Genomic DNA, 19,070 nt, shown 5'->3' with positions numbered 1-19,070 from the left:
AGTGGGATAATCCCACCCTGTGAAGACCAGATCGGCAACGGGCTCAAGCGGGTCATGGGTGGCTCGAGGCCTCGTTGCCCAGCCCGTAGCCGGGCGCGTCCTCCGCTGCCTTGGCCACCTTGTCGGCCGAATACGAGCCGCGCTCCGGACTTGCCAGCCAGATTACGCCACCGACGAGCCCGATGATCACGCTAATGGCGCCCAGCAGGAGCGATACCGACAGCGCCTGCTCGGACGACACACCCGCCAGACCCAGGCAGGCGACCATCGCTCCCTCGCGAACGCCCCAGCCGCTGATCGAGATGGGGACCGCCGTCAACAGCACCACCGGCGGAATCAGAATGCCGGCGTCGAGGACAGAGAGCTGCGCTCCGACGCCGCGCGCCAAGGTGTAGCAGGCCGCGGCGGTGACGAGATGGATGAGGAGCGCCGATCCGAACAGCAGCGCACGGCGCTCGGACTGCAGGAGCAAAAACCTGACCAGCGTTCCGAACCGCACGAAGCTCGCGATCGCGGGAAGCGCAATGAAGCGTTTCGGCAGACGGTCGAGCGTCAACAGGACCAGCGTGCCGGCGACGCCGGCCACCGTCAGTCCGCCGATCGCCAGGATCGCAGCGTGATTCGACACGCGCGACAACAGAAACGGCAATCCGGCCACCATCAGCACGACCAGTCCGATCAATGCCGTGAAGCGGTCGGCTGCAACGCCCTTGACCGCCTCCGGCCACTGCACGCTGCGTTGACGCAGCAGCCAGATCCGCACCGCGTCACCGCCGACCGATGACGGCAAAACCTGATTGAACCAGAGGCTGGTCATCAGTATCCGCCAGCCGGCGAGCCAATCCAGCGACACGCCGAGCGCGCGCATGATCAGCTCCCACCGGCCGTTGAGCACGAAGGTCTGGACGAAGATCAGCGCAAGCGCGACGACGAACAGGACAGGATCGACCGAGACGAGATGGTCGCGCAGCTGGCGCAGGTCGAGACCGCGCGCGATGTAGACCAGCACGGCGATCGACAGCAGCAGCTTCACCGAAAACAGGGCCGCATGCTTGAATCGCGACTGCATCGGATGCCCGCCTCAGGACGCCGGATATTCCGCACGACCGATGACGAGGTCGATTGCGGCCATCATCCAGAACTGGTGCGTGGTCTCGACAATGTTGTAGCTGCGGCTGTCGACCCAGAAATTGACGTCGCCGAGATTGCGCAGCGGATTGTCCGCGTTCATGCCCGACAACGTGATCACGTCGAGCTTCATCTTGCGCGCCTGCGTGACCGCGTTGAGGATGTTCTTCGAACGCCCCGACGAACTGATTGCGACGAGGCAATCGCCGGCGCGCGCATTCAGCCGCACGGCGTGCGCGATCCAGTCCTCGAACCCGTAATCGTTGGCAAGGCACGACATCATGCTCGCATCGCTGAAGCAGAGAGCGGGCACCGACGCATTCTTCGCCAGATCGATCGCCAAATGGGAAGCGATGCCGGCCGACCCGCCGTTGCCGATGAAGATGACGCGACCGCCCTGCTCGCGCGTGCGTAACCAGGACGCGCGCGTCGCGGAGATCCTCGCAAAAATACCGTCGTCGACCGCCGTCGCGCGATGCAGGCGCCCCACGTAATCGTCGAGGAAAGCCTTGTGGTCGGGATCGACGGATTCGGCAGGCATGGGCTGACGGCTCGATTGCAACATTACCGGGTGATACCGGCTATTACCAAGGATTGCAAAGGTATAATACTTGCAAAGTTTGCGGGCGGCTGATAGTCGGCTTTTCGGGTTTCACTCAACATTGGCGAGCCTATTTCGCTGGGCATTCGCGTCACGGATGTTCCCTATGAAATGCATTGTTACTGGCGGCGCCGGGTTCATTGGAAGTCACCTCGTCGATCGCCTGCTCGATGACGGCCATGAGGTCATTGCGCTCGATAATTTCGTGATCGGACGCGCTGAAAACCTCGCCGCACGCGCCGGTTCGAGCCAGTTGAAGGTCGTGCGGGCGGACGTCACCGATCTGGACGCGATCAAACCGTATTTCCACGGGGTGGATTGGGTCTTCCATCTCGCCGCGCTGGCGGACATCGTACCCTCGATCGAATCGCCGATCCCCTATCATCGCGCCAATGTCGACGGCACGGTCAACGTTCTCGAAGCGGCGCGGCACGCGGGCGCCAGCCGCTTCATCTATGCGGCTTCCTCCTCCTGCTACGGCATTCCGGATGTCTATCCCACGCCGGAGAGTTCCGAGATCCGGCCGATGTATCCCTACGCGCTCACCAAGAATCTCGGTGAGCAATGCGTCATGCACTGGTGCCAGGTCTACAAGCTGCCCGCCGTGGCGCTGCGCCTGTTCAACGTGTTCGGACCGCGCCATCGCACCACCGGCACCTACGGCGCCGTGTTCGGCGTGTTCATGGCACAGAAGCTGGCGGGCAAGCCCTTCACGGTGGTGGGCGACGGCGAGCAGACGCGCGACTTCACTTTCGTCAGCGACGTCGCCGATGCCTTCGTGACCGCCGCGCGCTCCGACGTCTCGCACGAGATCTTCAATGTCGGCTCGGACAACACCTACAGCGTGAACCGCCTGGTCGAGCTCCTCGGCGGCGACAAGGTCCACATTCCCAAGCGCCCGGGCGAGCCCGATTGCACCTACGCCGACATCAGCAAGATCAAGCGGGTCCTGAAATGGGCGCCGAAGGTGAAGTTCGAGGACGGCGTTGCGACGATGTTGAGGTCGATGGACCAGTACAAGGACGCTCCGCTCTGGACGGTGGACAAGATCGCCGACGCCACCAAGGACTGGTTCAAATATCTCAGTGACGACAAGGTCACCCCGCAGAAGGCAAGCCGTTGAGCAGATTCGTTCACCCCCCAATTTTGCCGCCAGCCGATCACGTCCGGGCCGGCCAACTGAGACCGACCGGCGCCTTGGGTCATTCACATGGGTAATGCTGCGACAGACAGGCCGGCCGGCCATCCGGCACCGCACGAGAAGATCAAGACGATCGAGGAGCTCGGCGAGATTGCGCGCGCCGCGCAGGCTGAGGGCCTGACCGTTGCGCTCTGCCACGGCGTGTTCGATCTGGTGCATCTCGGTCACGTCCGGCACATCCTGGCAGCCCGCAACGAGGCCGACGTCGTCGTGGTGACCATCACCGCGGACCGTTACGTCAACAAGGGCCCGGGACGGCCGATCTTTCCGGAGAACATGCGCGCCGAGATGCTGGCCGCGCTCGGCACGGTCGACTGGGTCGGCATCAATCAGACCTCCAGCGCCGAGCCGGTCCTCGATACCGTGCGCCCCGACATCTACGTGAAGGGCTCGGACTACGAGAATCCCGAGGATGACGTGACCGGCAAGATCGCAGTGGAGCGCGAGGCGGTCGAGCGTCACGGCGGGCGCATCGTCTTCACGCGGGACGTGACGTTCAGCTCGTCGTCGCTGCTGAACCGTTATTTCGACATCTACGATCCGCCGCTGCGCGACTACCTCCAGAAGGTGCGCGATGGCGGCGGCGCCGAACGCCTGCTGAAGCTGATCGACAAGATCCAGGACATGCACGTCGTGCTGGTCGGCGACACCATCATCGACGAATACCAATACGTCACGGCGCTCGGGAAGGCCTCCAAGGAGAACATCGTCGCGACCCTGCTCAAGAACGGCGAGCAGTTTGCCGGCGGCGTCATTGCCGCGGCAAATCACGTCGCGAGCTTCTGCAAGTCGGTCGAGATCGTCACGACGCTGGGTGGCAACGACTACCCCGAAGAGTTCATTCGGGCGCATGTCCGCCCGAACGTAAAGCTCACGCCGATCCGCGTTCAGGGCCGTCCGACCACCCGCAAGCTGCGGTACGTCGAGATGGGCTATCTGCACAAGCTGTTCGAAGTCTATACGATGGACGACACGCCGCTCGATGAGGCCGCGCGCACGGAGATCGACCGCGTCACCGCCGAGCGCGTCCGCGGGGCCGACGTCGTCATCGTCACCGATTTCGGTCACGGCATGATCGCATCCAGCACGATCGACGCCTTGATCGCGAATTCCAAGTTCCTGGCCGTCAACGCCCAGAGTAACAGCGGCAACCACGGCTACAACCTGATCACGAAGTATCCGCGGGCCGATTACATCTGCATCGACGCACCGGAAGCGCGCCTGGCCGCCACCGACAAGTTCAACGACATCGCATCGGTGATCGAGGGCGGCCTGCATCGCAAGATCGATTGCGACAACATGATCATCACGCACGGCTCCTTCGGCTGCTACCCCTTCTCGTCGAAGACCGGCGTTGCGCGCGTCCCTGCTTTCACCAAGACCGTCGTCGACACCGTCGGTGCGGGCGATGCCTTCCTGACAATCACGGCGCCGCTGGTGGCGGCCGGCGGCAACATCGAGGACGTCGCCTTCATCGGCAATGCGGCGGGCGCGATCAAGGTCGGCATCGTCGGCCACCGCAACTCGGTCGAGAAAGCGCCGTTGGTCAAGTTCGTCACCGCGTTGTTGAAGTAGCGCGATCGAAGAATCCGGAGAACGACAGTGATTGATCGGAAATGGAATGTGATGGTCACCGGTGGCGCCGGCTACGTCGGCAGCGTGCTGGTTCCGCAATTGCTTGCCGCGGGCCACAAGGTCACCGTGCTCGACTTGTTCATGTATGGCGAGGACGTCTTTGACGCCGTTCGTGACAATCCGAACCTCCGCCTGATCAAGGGCGACATCCGCGATGAGGCCGCGGTCAACGAGGCCCTGCGCGGCAACAACGCGGTGATCCACCTCGCCTGCATCTCCAACGATCCCTCGTTCGAGCTAGACCCGGCACTCGGCAAGTCCATCAACTACGACTGCTTCCGTCCGATGGTGCGCGCCGCGAAGAAGGCGGGTATCAAGCGCTTCATCTACGCCTCCTCCTCGAGCGTCTACGGCATCAAGGACGAGGCCGAGGTGACCGAGGAGCTGTCCTGCGAGCCGCTCACCGACTACTCCAAGTTCAAGGCGATGTGCGAGACCGATCTTGCCGACGAGGCCGCGTCCGGCTTCGTCACCTGCACGGTTCGCCCTGCCACCGTCTGCGGCTACGCTCCGCGGCAGCGGCTCGACGTCGTCGTCAACATCCTGACCAATCTGGCCGTCAACACCGGCCGCATCCGCGTGTTCGGCGGAACGCAGAAGCGGCCCAATCTGCACATCCAGGACATGACGGCGGCCTATCTGTTCCTGCTGCAGCAGGACGATGCGAAGATCGACGGCAAGACCTACAACATCGGCTACGAAAACCACTCGCTGATGAAGATCGCCGACATCGTCAAATCGGTGGTCGGCAACAATGTCGACGTGGCCGTCGAGCCGACCGACGATCTCCGTTCCTACCACGTCTCGTCGGAGAAGATCCGCCGCGAGCTCGGCTTTGCGCCGACGCACACGATCGAGCAGGCCGTGTCAGGGCTTGTGGACGCCTTCAGGGCGGGCCGCCTGCCGAACTCACTCAACGATCCCAGGTATTTCAACATCAAGATGATGCAGAACATCAGCCTGAAGTGAGCGGCGTGCGGATCGGCATCGATTTCGACAACACGATCATCTGCTACGACAAGGTCTTTGCCGCGGCCGCGCGCCAGCGCGGGCTGGTGCCGGAGGGCTGGGACGGGCTGAAGACCGACGTGCGGGATTTCTTGCGATCCCGCGCCGGCGGCGAGCTTGCCTGGCAGGGGCTGCAGGGCTTCGTCTACGGCAAGGGAATCGGCGGCGCCGAGATCAACCCTGGCGTCCGCGAGTTCCTTGCCGCGTGCCGCAAGGCCGGCGCGAGTGTCCATATCGTCAGCCACAAGACGCAGTTCGGCCATCAGGATCCCGATCGGGTCGACTTGCGCGAGGCTGCGCGTGGCTGGCTGAAGAGCGTGGGCCTCATCGACACCGCCGACGCGGCGATCTCGGCGGGCAATGTCTATTTCGAGGACACGCTGGCGGCCAAGGTCGAGCGGTTGGCAAGCCTGCAGCTCGACGTCTTCATTGACGATCTCGTCGACGTCTTCGAGCAGCCGCATTTTCCGAAGGCGACGCGATCGATCCTGTTCACGCAGTCGCGGCCGCCGCATCCCGCGCATTGCGAGCCGCTCGCGACCTGGGCCGATATCCACCGCGGAGTATTCGGGGCATGAGCCAGCCGGACCTCAGCGTACAGGATGCGGTCTCGATCGGCAGCCGCCTCTCCGGGGCGCGGGTCGCGGCGGCGCAACCGGCGCGGGCCGGCGGCAACAACCGGGTGTTTCGGCTGGAGATGGCGGAAGGCCCGCCCCTCGCCCTCAAGCACTATCCGTCCGACGGGCGCGATCGGCTGGGACAGGAATATGACGCGCTCTCGTTTCTCTCGCGCCACGGCATCAATGCGACGCCGCGGCCGATCGCGAAGGATCCGGCCGCGTTCTGTGCGCTGTATCAATGGTTAGACGGTGAACCCGCGGTCCTGCATCCGCAGCCCGACGACGCCGACCAGTTGGCCGATTTCCTGATCGAGCTGCAAAAGCTGCACGACGCTGAAGGCGCGCAGACTCTGCGGAATGCGTCGGCCAGCATCTTCTCGGCCGAGGCGGCCATCGCCCAGTACGAGCAACGCCTCGACGACCTGAGGCGGACTTCGGATGATCATCCGGATCTGCGCGCGTTCATGGACGGCAGCCTGGTTCCCACCGCTGCCGTCGCGATCCGGCAACTCCGTCGGCGCTATGCGGAACAGGGCCTGGATCCCGCCGCGGACCTTGCGCCCGCCCAACGTGCATTGAGCCCGTCGGATTGCGGACTACACAACGCACTGCGCACCGACGACGGCAAATTGCGCTTCATCGACTTCGAGTATTTCGGCTGGGACGACCCGGTCAAGCTCGTGTCCGACACCGCGATTCACCCCGGCAGCGGTCTGCCCGTGGCCGATGCGAACCGATTGATCGAGCGGCTCTCGCGCGCTTTCGCGGCTGGGGATGACGCGTTTGCGGTCCGCCTTGACGTACTGTATCCTGTGTTCGGGGCGATTTGGTGCCTGATTGTCCTGAATGCCTATTTGCCGGAAAGCCGCTCCCGGCGTGCCCTGGCTGCGCAAGGTGGCGATCTGACGGTCCGCCTTGCCGGCCAGCTCGACAAAGCCCGTCGGCTCCACCAAACGATTTGCCAACGTGATCCAGATCTCACCCCACGCTGAAGCTGCTCTCACCTGCACGCTGGACGAGCGGAGCCTCTATTTGCGCCGCCTGGTCCTCGGTTCTGTCCGCTCCGCGGGACGCGGCCATGTCGGGCCTGCCCTGTCGCTGATCGAGATGGTCCGCGTGCTTTACGACGACGTGCTGCGGATCGACCCGAAGAACCCGGGCGATCCCGATCGCGACCGCGCCATCCTCAGCAAGGGACACGGATGTCTGGCGCTCTATGCGCTTTTGGCCGATCGCGGCTTCTTCCCGCTGTCGGAGCTGGACGGCTTTTGCGGTCCCGACAGCATTCTGGGCGGACATCCCGAATACGGCATGGTGCCCGGCGTCGAGGCCTCGACCGGCGCGCTCGGACATGGCCTCTCGATCGGCGTCGGCCTTGCGCTCGCCGCCCGCATGCGCGAGCGCAGCTACCGCACCTTCGTGCTGCTCGGCGACGGCGAGATCAACGAGGGATCGGTGTGGGAAGCGGCGATGGGCGCGACCAAGCACGGCCTCGACAACCTCGTCGCGCTGATCGACTACAACAAGCTGCAGAGCTACGGCCCCACCGACTACGTGCTGCCGCTGGAGCCGCTCGCGGACAAGTGGCGCAGCTTCGGCTTCGCGGTGCAGGAGGTCAACGGCCACGACGTCGGCGCACTGCGCATGGTCCTGAAGCAGCTCCCGGCCGTTGCCGGCAAGCCCACCGCCATCGTCTGCCATACCGTCAAGGGCAAGGGTCTTCCGGCTGCGGAATCCAATGCCGATTGGCATCACAAGAACAAGCTGACCGACAGCGAGCTCGACGCCATTCGCGTCGCCGTCGGCGATTTTTGATCGGCTCCCCATGCGCAACACCGCGATGAACATGGTCCACAAGCTCGCCGCGCGCGACGAGCGTGTGCTTTACATCGGCTCCGATCCGGGTGCCGGCACGCTGCGCGCGATGAGCAAGGAGTTTCCCAAGCGCCACCTGATCGAGGGCATCTCGGAAGCGCATATCATCGGCATGTCGGCCGGTCTCGCGATGGAGGGCTTCGTGCCTTACGTCAACACCATCGCGACCTTCCTCACCCGCCGCTGCTACGAGCAGGTCGCGGTCGATCTCTGCCTGCACAATCTGCCGGTACGGCTGATCGCCAATGGCGGCGGCCTCGTCTATGCGCCGCTCGGTCCCACGCACCAGGCGATCGAGGACATCGCCATCATGCGGGCGCTGCCCAACATGACGGTGATCTGCCCGTGCGACGCCGACGAGGCTGCGCGCATGATGGAGCAGACGCTGGATTGGAAGGGCCCGATCTACATCCGGCTCGGCAAGGGCGGCGATGCCATCGTGTCCAAGGCCGAGCACGGCTTCGAGATCGGCAAAGCCATCCTGATGCGGCCGCCCGGCGACGTCCTCATGGTGACCACCGGCATCATGCTCCAGCGCGCCCTCGCCGCAGCCGACCTGCTGGCCGCGCAAGGCATTCGCGCCGGCATCCTGCACATGCATACCGTGAAGCCGCTCGATACCGCAGCGCTGCTGCAGGCGATCCGCGGCACCCGGCTCGTGGCAACGCTGGAGGAGCACGTGCCCTCCGGCGGCCTCGGCAGCGCGGTCGCGGAGGCGCTGATCGACAAGCTCGGCTCCGGTTTCCCTGCGATGCTGCGGCTGTCGCTGCCCGACCGCTTCATGCACAATTACGGCTCTCAGGACTCGCTGCTGAAGAAGCACGGGCTCTCCGCCGGCGCCATTGCGACCTCGATCGAGCATGCGCTCGCGGCGTCGCACACCCCCTCACCTCAACTTCATTCCACCTGACGGGTCACATGTACGACGTTCGATATTCCTATCTGCTCGAGCAATTCGCGGATCCCGCACCGATCCTCGCCGAGATCGGCCGGCTGGTTGCGACCGGTGACTTCACCCTTGGCAAGCCCGTCGCCGAGTTCGAGAAGCGCTTCGCCGAATTGATCGGCGTCCGGCACGCCATCGGCGTCGGATCCGGCACCGACGCGCTCAAGCTGCCGCTCAAGGCGCTCGGCATCGGTCATGGCGACGAGGTCATCACCGCCGCGAACACCTTCATCGCCACGGTCGGCGCGATCGCGGAAACCGGCGCGACGCCGGTTCTTGTCGATTGCGACGATTCCTTTTGCATGAACGTGGACCAGGTCGAGGCTGCCATCACCGGGAAGACCAAGGCGATCATGCCGGTCCAGTTGACCGGCGAGGTCACCGACATGGGCAAGCTGATGCCGATCGCGCAGCGCCACAACCTGCCTGTGGTCGAGGACGCCTGCCAGGGCATCCTGTCGGAGTTCGCGGGAAAACGCTCCGGCACCCACGGCATCGCGGCCGGCTTCTCGCTGCATCCGCTCAAGAACCTCAACGTCTGGGGCGATGCCGGCGTCGTCGTCACCAATGACGACGGCATGAACGAAAAGCTCCGCCTGATCCGCAACCACGGCATGAAGAACCGCGACGAGATCGCGATCCTCGGCTGCAACTCGCGGCTCGATTCCCTGCAGGCCGTGGTCGGCAACTGGCTGATCGGCCAGACCAGCGAGATCACGCGCCGCAGAATCGAAAATGCGGCCTATTACGATGCGGGTCTCGCCGGCCTGCCCGGCCTGCGCGTCCCGCCGCGCCGTCCCAACGTGAAGCACGTCTACCATCTCTACATGGTGTTCGCCGAACGTCGCGACGAGCTCTACAAATATTGCCTGGATAACGGCATCGAGGCCAAGATCCACTATCCCATCCCGCTGTATCAGCAGGAAGGCCTGAAGCATCTCGGCTACGCGCCGGGCACGTTCCCGGTCACCGACCGCCATGCCAAGGAAGTCATCAGCTTCCCGGTCGACCAGCACCTGACGCGCGCCCAGCAGGACCGCGTCATTGAGACCGTCAGGAAGTTCTGCCATGGACGCTGACACCGGCCGCCGGCGCATCGGCTACGTCAATCTTCCCGCGCAGTTCGAGGAAGAGCGCGCCGAGATCATGCAGGCGGTCGAGGGCGTGTTCCAGCGCGGCGACTTCATCGGCGGGGCGGCGGTCGGAAGGCTCGAGGAGGAATTATCCGCCTATCTCGGCTCGCCGCATGTGGTGACGCTGAATTCGGGCACCGACGCGCTGATCCTCGCCATGCGGGCGCTCGACATCGGTCCCGGCGACGAGGTGATCACGCCGCCGAATTCGTTCGTGGCATCGACCGCCGCGATCATCGCGGTCGGCGCCACGCCGGTGTTTGCGGACGTGCTGCCGGACCAGAACATCGATCCGGCCGCGGTCGAGGCCGCCGTCACGCCGCGGACCAAGGCGATCATGCCGGTGCATCTGACCGGACGCATGGCCGACATGGCTCCGCTGATGGCGATCGCTGCGAAGCACGCGCTCGCCGTGATCGAGGACAGCGCCCAGGCGGTCGGCTCGACCTATGACGGCCGGATGAGCGGCACGATCGGCACCTTCGGCTGCTTCTCCGCCCACCCCTTGAAGAATCTCAATGCCGCCGGAGATGCCGGCTTCCTCGTCACTGCCAACGCCGAGCTTGCCGCAAGAATCCGACGGCTGCGCAATCACGGCCTGATCAACCGCAGCGACGTCCAGGAATGGGGGATCGTGTCGCGGCTCGACACGCTCCAGGCCGAGGTGCTGCGCATCCGCCTGCGCCACCTTCCTTCCGTGATCGAACGCCGGCGGCGCAACGCCGCGCAATACCGCGCCGAGCTCGCCGGCCTGCCCCTGTTCATTCCGCCCTGCCGGAACATCGAGTTCAACACCTTCCACACTTTCGTGGTGCAGACCGAGCGTCGCAACGACTTCCAGAAATATCTTGCCGACAAAGGCATCGAGACCGCGATCCATTATCCGGTCCCGATCCACCTGCAGCCGGCAGCAGCGCATCTCGGCCATGGCCGCGGCGCGTTCCCGGTGACGGAACGGCAGGCGGACCAGATCCTCACGCTTCCCATCAACCAGTTCCTGTCGGCCGCCGACATCAGCTATATTTGCGCGACCGCCCGGGAGTATTTTGCATGACGGACACGGACTTCCTGCACGCCGACGAGCAGGCGCTGGCGCAGCGTTTCATCGACGATGGCTTCGTCACCACCCCGGCCGACGATCGCGCCGGGCTCGACCGGATCCAGCGCCGTGCTGCCGAGCTCGCGGCGGACTATCTGAAGCTGCCGCACAGCAACGATCCCTACGCGATGCTCGACACCATCCACACGCGGGTGAGCGTGGATGATCTCAACGGCCTGCGGCTGCACGTCTTCAACGGCCTCAACGCCGAGCCCTGGTTCCGGCCGACCTATTTCCGCCTGGCGCGCTCGACGATCGAGACCATCGTCGGCAACGAGCTCTGCATGCAGCGCCGCGTCAATCTCAGCATCCAGCTTCCCGGCGACAGCTCCTCGCTGCTCGCCACCCATTCCGACGTCTGGTCGGGCGACTCGCCGTTCGAGGTCGTGGTGTGGGTGCCGCTGGTCGATGTCCACCGCACCAAGTCGATGTATCTGCTGCCGCCGTCCCTGAACGGCGAGATGCAGGACCGGATGGCGGCCTTGCGCAGCGCCGAAGAGCTCTACAAGACCATCAAGCCGCACGCGACCTTCATCGAGATTCCCTACGGTCACGTCATGCTGTTCAACCAGACCCTGATGCACGGCAATCGCGTCAACGAGGAAGCCGGCACGCGCTGGAGCATGAACTGCCGCTTCAAGAGCATCATGTCGCCCTACGCGGACAAGCGCTTCGGCGAGTTCTTCGAGCCGATCCTGCTGCGCCCCGCAACCCGTGTCGGGATGCAGTACAAGCTGCCGGGAGGCTTCCATGGCTGAGCGAGCCGGCCACCGCGGCTATATCGGCGCCAGGCCGCTGAACGGCAGCCGCACCCCGCAGCACGTCCAGAACATCGTGATCCGCGACTATGCGCGGCGCAAGAACCTGCACTATCTGTTGAGCGCCGCCGAGCACACCATGCCCGGCAGCTACATGGTGCTGGAAGACATTCTGGACGAGCTGCCGCAGCTGCGTGGGCTGATCCTCTACAGCATTTTTATGCTGCCGCCCGACGAGGGTCGGCGGCGGCAGATCTACGACCGCGTGCTGCGCGAGGGCTGCGATCTCCATGCAGCGGTCGAGGAGATCACGCTGGCGTCTCAGAAGGACATCCAGGCCATCGAGGACATCCTGCTCGTCAACAGGTTCGCGACTATCCTGTGATGATGCCGCGGACCGGTTGGCCCCCATGACCGAGATCAACCTGCTCCAGCCGATGCACGCATCGACGAGGCGGGACTACGTCCAGCGCGTGGTCGAGCACGACAAGGCGGAATCCGCCACTGTGGCGCGGCAATGGGGACGCGACTATTGGGACGGCGACCGGCGCTACGGCTACGGCGGCTATCGCTATGACGGACGGTGGCGCCCGCTCGCCCAGACCCTGATCGATCGCTACGGCATCAAACCGGGCATGAGCGTACTCGACGTCGGCTGCGGCAAGGGCTACCTGCTCTATGAGTTCACCCAGCTCGTCCCCGATCTCAGGATCGCCGGCATCGACATCTCCGAGTATGGCATCGCCAACGCCAAGGAGGAGGTGCGGCCGCATTTGAAGGTCGGCAGCGCCGTCGAGCTCCCCTACCCCGACCACAGCTTCGACCTCGTCGTCTCGCTCGGCTTGCTGCACAACCTTCCGCTCGAGGACGTGTTCCGCGCGGTGCCCGAGATCGAGCGCGTCGGACGCGGCACCTCGAAATATCTGATGGTCGAATCCTTCCGCAACGAGCGCGAGAAGGCCAATCTGCTTTACTGGCAGCTCACCTGCCTGAGCTTCCACGGCCCGCAAACATGGGCCTGGATCTACGACAAATGCGGGTATCGGGGCGACCATGGGTTCATCTTCTTCGAATGAGGCAGGCCTGCACCGGCCGACCTCGTTGCGCGCGCAAAATCCGGAAGTGTACTATTCGGACGATGCCTTCGTCACCGCGGACGATGCCACGATCGCGGAGCTGAAGCGCATCGCCGCCGGCAACCCGCGCCTGCGCAGTCGGCTGTGCACGCATCCCGATCCCTCGTCCGGACTGCACGAGATGCTGATCGTGCACCATCGCGAAGCCTATGTGCGGCCGCACAAGCACCTTGGCAAACCTGAATCGTTTCACGTGATCGAGGGGACCGCGCAGGTCGTGATCTTCGAGGACGACGGCGGCATTCGCGAGGTGCTCGAGATGGCGCCCTACGGTCAGGGCAAGCGCTGCTATTATCGCATGCCGGAACAGGTCTTCCACTCCATCCTGATCACCTCGGAATGGCTGGTATTTCACGAAACCACCGCCGGCCCGTTCGATCCTTCGCGCACGGCATTTCCCGACTGGGCGCCTGATGGCAGCGACGCTGCCGCGGTGCAGGACTACGTCACAAGAATTGGTAGGCTCGCCGCGGAGCATCTGAACAAACGAGGCAAAGCCTAGGGCCATGGTCACCCCCGTCGGTTTCGACGATGCTCGCACGAATGTAGATCCGAAAGCTGCGGCTCTCCGACAACGGGAGCGGGCGGGCATTGGATACGTCTACGTCGCTCTGGTTCTCGCCTTTGTTACGGCCGTGCCCGCGCTGTTCGCGCGTGAGGTCTTCGGCGACGATTGGACTGTGTACTACATCTATTGGACTCAAGGTGCCGCTGGCGTCGCTCGCGTGCTGTGGGAGTCGGCACACGCCGGCTTCGCAATCCCGATGACGCTGTTTGTGGCGCTTTTGAACGATACTCCCGATGTCTCTGCGCGGCTCGCGGGACTAGCCTGCCATCTGGTCAACGGCGTGTTGCTTCACTCCGTCCTGTCGCGATCATCCTATACGAGACGGATCGCCGGTCTTGTCACGGCTCTGTTCCTGCTCAGCCCGTTCTATGCAATTCGCCTGACACTCAACGCGGTCTACGACTTCTTCCTGCTCTTCTATCTGCTGTCCTACGAGCTGTCCTATTCGAAGGTGCGGGCGCTTCGATGGAGCGCACCTTTTTGTCTGTTATTCGCGTTGTCGCTCGAGACTCTGATCGCCCTCGAACCGGTTCGCGTCGTGCTCACCTGGTCTGGTCCCGAGCGGTGGAGGCAGAAACTCGCGCGTCTTGTACCGTTCTGGCTGGCCGTTGCAGCCATGATCGTTCTGCGACTGACAATTCTGGGGAAGAGCGGCCACTACGCCGGACAATACAGTTTCGCGAACGATTTCTCGATCATAGCCAATGCGCTCTATGCGCACCTCATGGCCTTCCCGAGCGGCCTGAGCTACGCATATTCTCACGGGGTTGCGCTGCTGGGGCTTCCTGTTTCCGCGGCAGTGACATTGGCCACGATCGCCGTCTTTGCCCGGTTCTCATCGACAGCATTGTGGACGCCCTGGCTGCTGAACGGCCGCTCGACCACGAATGCGATGCTTCTGCTGCTGGTGCTGGGAGCCGCGATTGCCCTCATCGGCGCGCTGCCCTACGCTCTTACCGGAATTTATGGCGACGTGACGCGGGGCGAGTCCAGGCTACTCTTTCCCTCGCAGTTCGGCGTCTTGATCCTGATGGCGACCGTTGTGCAGGCGATTCCGGGATCGCGCGTCCGCGCAGCCGTCGCGGGGGGCTTGGTCGCGATCTTCGCCTTGTCGTCGGCTCACGATTCCAAATGGCTGCTCTACGACGGGTTGCTCAGCAGCGACATGCTGCGGCAAGTCCGAGCAGCCTTGCTCGCGGACCCCGAGCCAAAGGTCGTTAAGCTCCAGTTCGAGAACTCGCACGTCTTCTCGTTCCGCTCACGATGCCTCGGCGGCAATGACATGAACGTGGCACAGACGATCCTGCGGGATGAAAATCGCGAGCGGTCGTTTATCTACACGGACTACTGCGGGGATTTTACTGATCCTCATTTCGTTGTGAACGGCAACTGCCCGGTTTCCTACCTCGAGACCTTTCCTTGCCCACCCCGTCGCGAGACCTGGCGCTATCGCGCCGCCCCGGGAATTCCACGACCCGACGACATTGGATTCATCGAGCTTCTGACGGCGACCCTCGGAAATAACTCCTCGGCCACGGAGGGCCGCGGTGAACTGATGCAGTTGAAGGATGGAGAGCCGGCCCCTGTGGCGAGAGCCGAGTATCGGCCGCCTTGCAATCGGCCTGGCGTCCGAGGCGCAGCCTGGTTGCTGGCGCTGCCGGCCCCGGCATGTGAAGGTGCTGCCTCTGGAGTTCGCTAGAGCATGCGTCAGCCATGGAGGGTTCCAGCGCCCGTCATCCAGACACAAACATTGCCATGCCGGAGGCAACCACGGGCTTCGCGGGATTGTTCAGGGAACGCTGTGGTGGTAGAAGCGCCTCGCAACGGGAAGTTCAGGCAATTGGGGACTGGACGTGATTTCAGAGAAAGTTAGATTTTCCGCTGTGTTCGACGCAGCCTCCTCCCCGACTTCGATCGTAGCTAGCCTCGAGACCTCCTAGTGGAGTACACAAGGGAATTCTCGATCGCCGCCAGAGCTGTTGTGGCCGCCCTGCTGGGATGCGCCGTCGCCTACGTGGTGCTGCTGCTGGTGAAAAATCACCTTCCGTCATTTCAATCAAATTTCGTCGAAGGCTTCGACATGGCCTTGGCAGACAGGAATTGCGATTTCTGCAAGAAGGCGTTCTACGGCTCGTTCTTCCTGTCCGGGCCGATTGCGGCAGCAGCGGCATTGTACGCGACGTATCGATCATCGGGCTCGCTCGCACTGAGCGCCATCACGGCGAGCTTCGTCTATCTTGCCCTCGGCGCTGCCAACGATTGGAGGAGCCCCGGGATCGCGATCGCCCTGCTGGCGGTCGCCGCTATCACCGTCGCGCTCAATCGAGACGCCAACAATTACCTTCCTGCTGCAAAACCCTCGACCGACACCCGGTTCAGCGTGGGGGCCGGCGATCTGCTCGCGATCATATTCCTCGCTCTGCTGCTGATCCCCTCCGACCTCGAAGGCCTGACCGCGGCCGTGAGGGACGAAGCGCACAAGGTAAGTTACTTCATCGGTCCCGCGCTTTATGGCTACGCCCCCGGGCTCGTTCCCGGATTGGACTTCCATTCGCATTACGGCCCTGCGCTCGGCTGGTTCTTTCATCTCATCATGGGAGATGGCTGGAAATCGGCGGCGATGCGAGCGGTCGGATTGAACATCGCGGTCACGCTCGCGACCTACGTCCAGGCCTACTTTCTTCTGTATTACTTGATCCGCTCGAAGCTTGCCGCGATCGCCGTCATCACGGCGCTCGCCGTGCTGGCTTTCTCTACGACCGGCCAGTTCTACTCGCCATCTGCCTACCCGACGCGATTTCCGCTCTTGATCGTCTTTGCGCTCGCGATCAGCCTGCACTGCACCGCTCCCGGGCGCCTGACATGGCTAATCCTATCGGCCATCATGTGCGCCGTCTCGCTGCTCTGGCAGACCGAGATCGGGCTGTTCTTCCTTGTGACGGGTACCTTCGTCGCGGCGATCGCCGGAGGGTTGCCGAACTATCGCAATGCCCTCGTGTTCGCAGTCACATCGATAGGTGCCGCAATCCTGATGTGCCTGGTGCTGTTCGGCACGAGAGCCTTCTCCCTGGAGTTTCTGATCGAATGCTTTCGCCCGCTCGTACTCTACGGGACCGGGTGGGGAAGCACGCCCATCAAATGGGACTTGGGCTGGGGCATCATCTACAATCTGCCGCTCCAGATCGTCGGATGCATCACCGTCGGCTGGGCCGCGATCCGGCTGTCACGGCCCTCCGATTCTTGGCATGACCGGTTCGTGACCGGGATTCTGCTGACGCTGTCGATGATTGGCATGGCGCTGATGATCAAATGGGTCAACCGGACGCTGGACGCTGTCTGGCACCAGAACGCGTTGCCGCTGGTGATGGTCTCGGCCTGGTGGATCCGCCAGTTTTCAACGGGGTGGCAACCGTCGTTCCGAAGAACCGCCGGCGCCATAACGGCCGCTGCGACCGTTCTTGCGCTGCTGTTCGTCCAGGACAAGAACAATCCCCACCTCTACGGCCTGAGATCGTATGCAACTTATCCCAGCCTTCTGCGGTGGCCGTTCGTCTCGAGCCCGGCGGTCACGTGGCAGGAGGACCTGGATCAGATCACCGAGGCCGATGCGAAGTTCATCCAGGATAAAACCAGGCCAGACGAGAGGGTTCTGGTCATCGCCCTCAGGGATTGGGCCTATCTGGCCCAGGCCCATCGGGCGCCGATGGCCTATTTCATGCCGTTCCTGGTGTCCTTTGACGCGCGGTTCCTGGATCGCTCGATGAACCCGGCGGACCGGCTGTTCTACGACAGCATGGTTGAGCGCAGGCCGGAGTACCACCATGTTCAAGAGGTCATGAAGCGGATCAAGCGGGATTTCGTGGCCGTGGAGACCCGGGGTAATTTGACACTCTACGAGCGGCGGCGGCCTTGACGTCGACCGTGCTCGCAGCCGTCGCGCGCGTACATGGCCGGCCGCATCCACCTCCAATTGAGGGACGGCGGCACGTCTTGCAAGACCTATCCACGGCTGCTACCTGCTTTGGCCGAGAACGCACAGGCCGGAGGAATGCCCCGCGTAACCCGGTTATGATGTATCCGGGAGCGTCTCGTTGCCGGCCACGCCGGTTTCCATTGAAGGTCGCCTCGTCAGACCTGCCAAATGCGAGAATAATCAGTGACCGATCATTGCCGCCTCTGCCATTCGACCAACCTGCGACCGGTCATCGACCTCGGGCAAATGCCAATCGCGCATCGACTTCGGCGCAGCCGGAACGAGCAGGAGGAGCGGTATCCGTTCGAGGTGCTCGCCTGCGGCGACTGCGGCCTGCCGCAGATCGTCAAGCCGATTGATCCAGACATCCTGTATCGCCAGTTCAACTACAATTTCAGCAGCTGGAAGCCGGAGCCGCACCAGGTCGACGAGCTCGACACCATCGCGAAATTCTCGAAGCACCAATCCGTGTTCGAGATTGGATGCAACGACGGCCTGTTCATGGACAAGCTGCGCGAACGCGGCGCGAAGGTCCTGGTGGGTGTGGAGCCCAACCCCGTGTCGGGCAAGATTGCCCGCGAACGCGGCATCAAGGTCTATTCCGACATGATCAGCCCGGCCCTGTGTCACGACGCGGTCGCCCAGTCCGGCAAGTTCGATCTCGTGGTCTCGCGCCAGGTGCTGGAGCACATCGTCGATTTCGAGAACTTCTTCGACTGCGTGAAGATCGCGCTCAGCGACGACGGACTGCTGTTCATCGACGTGCCCGACTTTGATCCCGGTTCGACGGCGGGCGACCTCTCCGTGCTGTGGGAGGAGCACGTCAGCTACTTCACCGAGCCGACGCTACTCGCGCTCTTGGTCCGCCACGGCTTCGAGGCCGTCTCGGTGAAGAAATACAATTTCAGCGGCGGCAGCCTCGCGATCGCCGCCCGTCGTGCAACCCGCGACGTGACGCCGCCGCCTGCGCCCTCCGGCGTCGGCGAGAAATTCGGCCAGCGCGCAAGGGAGTACGGCGCGCGCCTGCGGCCGATCCTCGCCAAGGCCCGTGCGAACGGCGCCGAGATTGCCATCTACGGCGCGGGCTGCCGCGCCTGCACCTTCACCAACGCGCATGAGCTGGCGGAGCTCGTCGATCTCTCCGTCGACGACCAGAAGGAGCGCCAGGGGCTGTTCCTGCCCGGCACCGGCATACCGATCCGTTCGCCGGACGAACTCGCCGGCAAGTCGGAGCCGCTCGTCTGCCTTCTCGCCGTGAACCAGGAAAACGAAGCCAAGGTCAGCAGCCGGCTGCGGGAGAACGTGAAGCGGCCGCTGCACATCGTTTCGATTTTCGCGCCCTCCGACATCTGGAGCGAGCTCGATCGGCTCGAGGCGGCCTTGGGTTAG

At 63.7% G+C, this 19,070-nt stretch carries 18 protein-coding genes; 16 read left to right on the top strand and 2 right to left on the bottom strand.

What is annotated here, in order from left to right; genetic code table 11:
• Positions 1-52: 52 nt before the first annotated feature.
• Together I6F31_RS14695 and I6F31_RS14690 are read right to left on the bottom strand one after the other, a co-directional pair.
• The gene (locus I6F31_RS14695) at positions 53-1,069 is read right to left on the bottom strand and encodes a lysylphosphatidylglycerol synthase transmembrane domain-containing protein (protein WP_057029628.1); all 1,017 of its coding nucleotides are present in this window, start codon (positions 1,067-1,069) and stop codon (positions 53-55) included.
• Between the two features lie 12 nt (positions 1,070-1,081).
• Positions 1,082-1,669 (bottom strand): SIS domain-containing protein, encoded by a 588-nt coding sequence (locus I6F31_RS14690; RefSeq protein ID WP_225113231.1) that lies wholly within the window; start codon positions 1,667-1,669, stop codon positions 1,082-1,084.
• 166 nt (positions 1,670-1,835) lie between these two features.
• Between I6F31_RS14690 and I6F31_RS14685 the strand changes: the two genes are divergently transcribed.
• The 16 genes from I6F31_RS14685 (at position 1,836) to I6F31_RS36710 (ending at position 19,070) form a co-directional block, all read left to right on the top strand.
• Complete coding sequence (locus I6F31_RS14685) at positions 1,836-2,852, top strand: SDR family oxidoreductase (RefSeq protein WP_225185611.1); 1,017 nt, start codon at positions 1,836-1,838, stop codon at positions 2,850-2,852.
• Between the two features lie 87 nt (positions 2,853-2,939).
• The gene (locus tag I6F31_RS14680; protein WP_050991860.1) at positions 2,940-4,505 is read left to right on the top strand and encodes a PfkB family carbohydrate kinase; all 1,566 of its coding nucleotides are present in this window, start codon (positions 2,940-2,942) and stop codon (positions 4,503-4,505) included.
• Positions 4,506-4,532: 27 nt separating this feature from the next.
• Positions 4,533-5,534, top strand: coding sequence for an SDR family oxidoreductase (locus I6F31_RS14675; protein ID WP_036010979.1), 1,002 nt, complete (start codon positions 4,533-4,535; stop codon positions 5,532-5,534).
• A gap of 5 nt (positions 5,535-5,539) precedes the next feature.
• Positions 5,540-6,151 (top strand): hypothetical protein, encoded by a 612-nt coding sequence (locus tag I6F31_RS14670; RefSeq protein ID WP_225185610.1) that lies wholly within the window; start codon positions 5,540-5,542, stop codon positions 6,149-6,151.
• On the top strand, positions 6,148-7,185 hold the full coding sequence (locus tag I6F31_RS14665) for an aminoglycoside phosphotransferase family protein (protein WP_225185609.1): 1,038 nt from the start codon (positions 6,148-6,150) through the stop codon (positions 7,183-7,185). Before I6F31_RS14670 ends, I6F31_RS14665 begins: the two co-directional genes overlap by 4 nt.
• On the top strand, positions 7,160-8,008 hold the full coding sequence (locus I6F31_RS14660; protein WP_225113235.1) for a transketolase: 849 nt from the start codon (positions 7,160-7,162) through the stop codon (positions 8,006-8,008). Before I6F31_RS14665 ends, I6F31_RS14660 begins: the two co-directional genes overlap by 26 nt.
• Positions 8,009-8,018: 10 nt before the next feature.
• Entirely contained in the window at positions 8,019-8,978 is a 960-nt protein-coding gene (locus I6F31_RS14655; RefSeq protein ID WP_036010951.1) for a transketolase C-terminal domain-containing protein, read from the top strand.
• Positions 8,979-8,986: 8 nt separating this feature from the next.
• Positions 8,987-10,093, top strand: coding sequence for a DegT/DnrJ/EryC1/StrS family aminotransferase (locus I6F31_RS14650; RefSeq protein ID WP_036041517.1), 1,107 nt, complete (start codon positions 8,987-8,989; stop codon positions 10,091-10,093).
• Positions 10,083-11,201: a DegT/DnrJ/EryC1/StrS family aminotransferase gene (locus I6F31_RS14645; protein ID WP_225113237.1), complete on the top strand. Its 1,119-nt coding sequence runs from the start codon at positions 10,083-10,085 to the stop codon at positions 11,199-11,201. Before I6F31_RS14650 ends, I6F31_RS14645 begins: the two co-directional genes overlap by 11 nt.
• Complete coding sequence (locus I6F31_RS14640; RefSeq protein WP_025037016.1) at positions 11,198-12,004, top strand: sporadic carbohydrate cluster 2OG-Fe(II) oxygenase; 807 nt, start codon at positions 11,198-11,200, stop codon at positions 12,002-12,004. Before I6F31_RS14645 ends, I6F31_RS14640 begins: the two co-directional genes overlap by 4 nt.
• Positions 11,997-12,389, top strand: coding sequence for an LIC12192 family sporadic carbohydrate cluster protein (locus tag I6F31_RS14635; RefSeq protein ID WP_225113238.1), 393 nt, complete (start codon positions 11,997-11,999; stop codon positions 12,387-12,389). Before I6F31_RS14640 ends, I6F31_RS14635 begins: the two co-directional genes overlap by 8 nt.
• Positions 12,390-12,414: 25 nt before the next feature.
• Positions 12,415-13,080, top strand: coding sequence for a class I SAM-dependent methyltransferase (locus I6F31_RS14630; RefSeq protein WP_225185608.1), 666 nt, complete (start codon positions 12,415-12,417; stop codon positions 13,078-13,080).
• Positions 13,058-13,642, top strand: coding sequence for a WbuC family cupin fold metalloprotein (locus I6F31_RS14625; protein WP_225185607.1), 585 nt, complete (start codon positions 13,058-13,060; stop codon positions 13,640-13,642). Before I6F31_RS14630 ends, I6F31_RS14625 begins: the two co-directional genes overlap by 23 nt.
• Before the next feature lie 4 nt (positions 13,643-13,646).
• Positions 13,647-15,407: a hypothetical protein gene (locus I6F31_RS14620; protein ID WP_109143348.1), complete on the top strand. Its 1,761-nt coding sequence runs from the start codon at positions 13,647-13,649 to the stop codon at positions 15,405-15,407.
• Between the two features lie 282 nt (positions 15,408-15,689).
• The gene (locus I6F31_RS14615; RefSeq protein WP_036010931.1) at positions 15,690-17,621 is read left to right on the top strand and encodes a hypothetical protein; all 1,932 of its coding nucleotides are present in this window, start codon (positions 15,690-15,692) and stop codon (positions 17,619-17,621) included.
• Between the two features lie 243 nt (positions 17,622-17,864).
• Positions 17,865-19,070 carry a class I SAM-dependent methyltransferase gene (locus tag I6F31_RS36710; protein WP_036010928.1) on the top strand — a complete coding sequence of 402 codons (1,206 nt, stop codon included), beginning with the start codon at positions 17,865-17,867 and terminating at the stop codon, positions 19,068-19,070.

Origin of the sequence: Bradyrhizobium sp. NBAIM01 (assembly GCF_020194115.1) — a bacterium.
In the GTDB taxonomy this organism is placed as follows: domain Bacteria; phylum Pseudomonadota; class Alphaproteobacteria; order Rhizobiales; family Xanthobacteraceae; genus Bradyrhizobium; species Bradyrhizobium yuanmingense.
The sequence above is the reverse complement of the archived record's forward strand: the minus strand, read 5'-3'. Positions and strand labels throughout refer to the sequence as shown.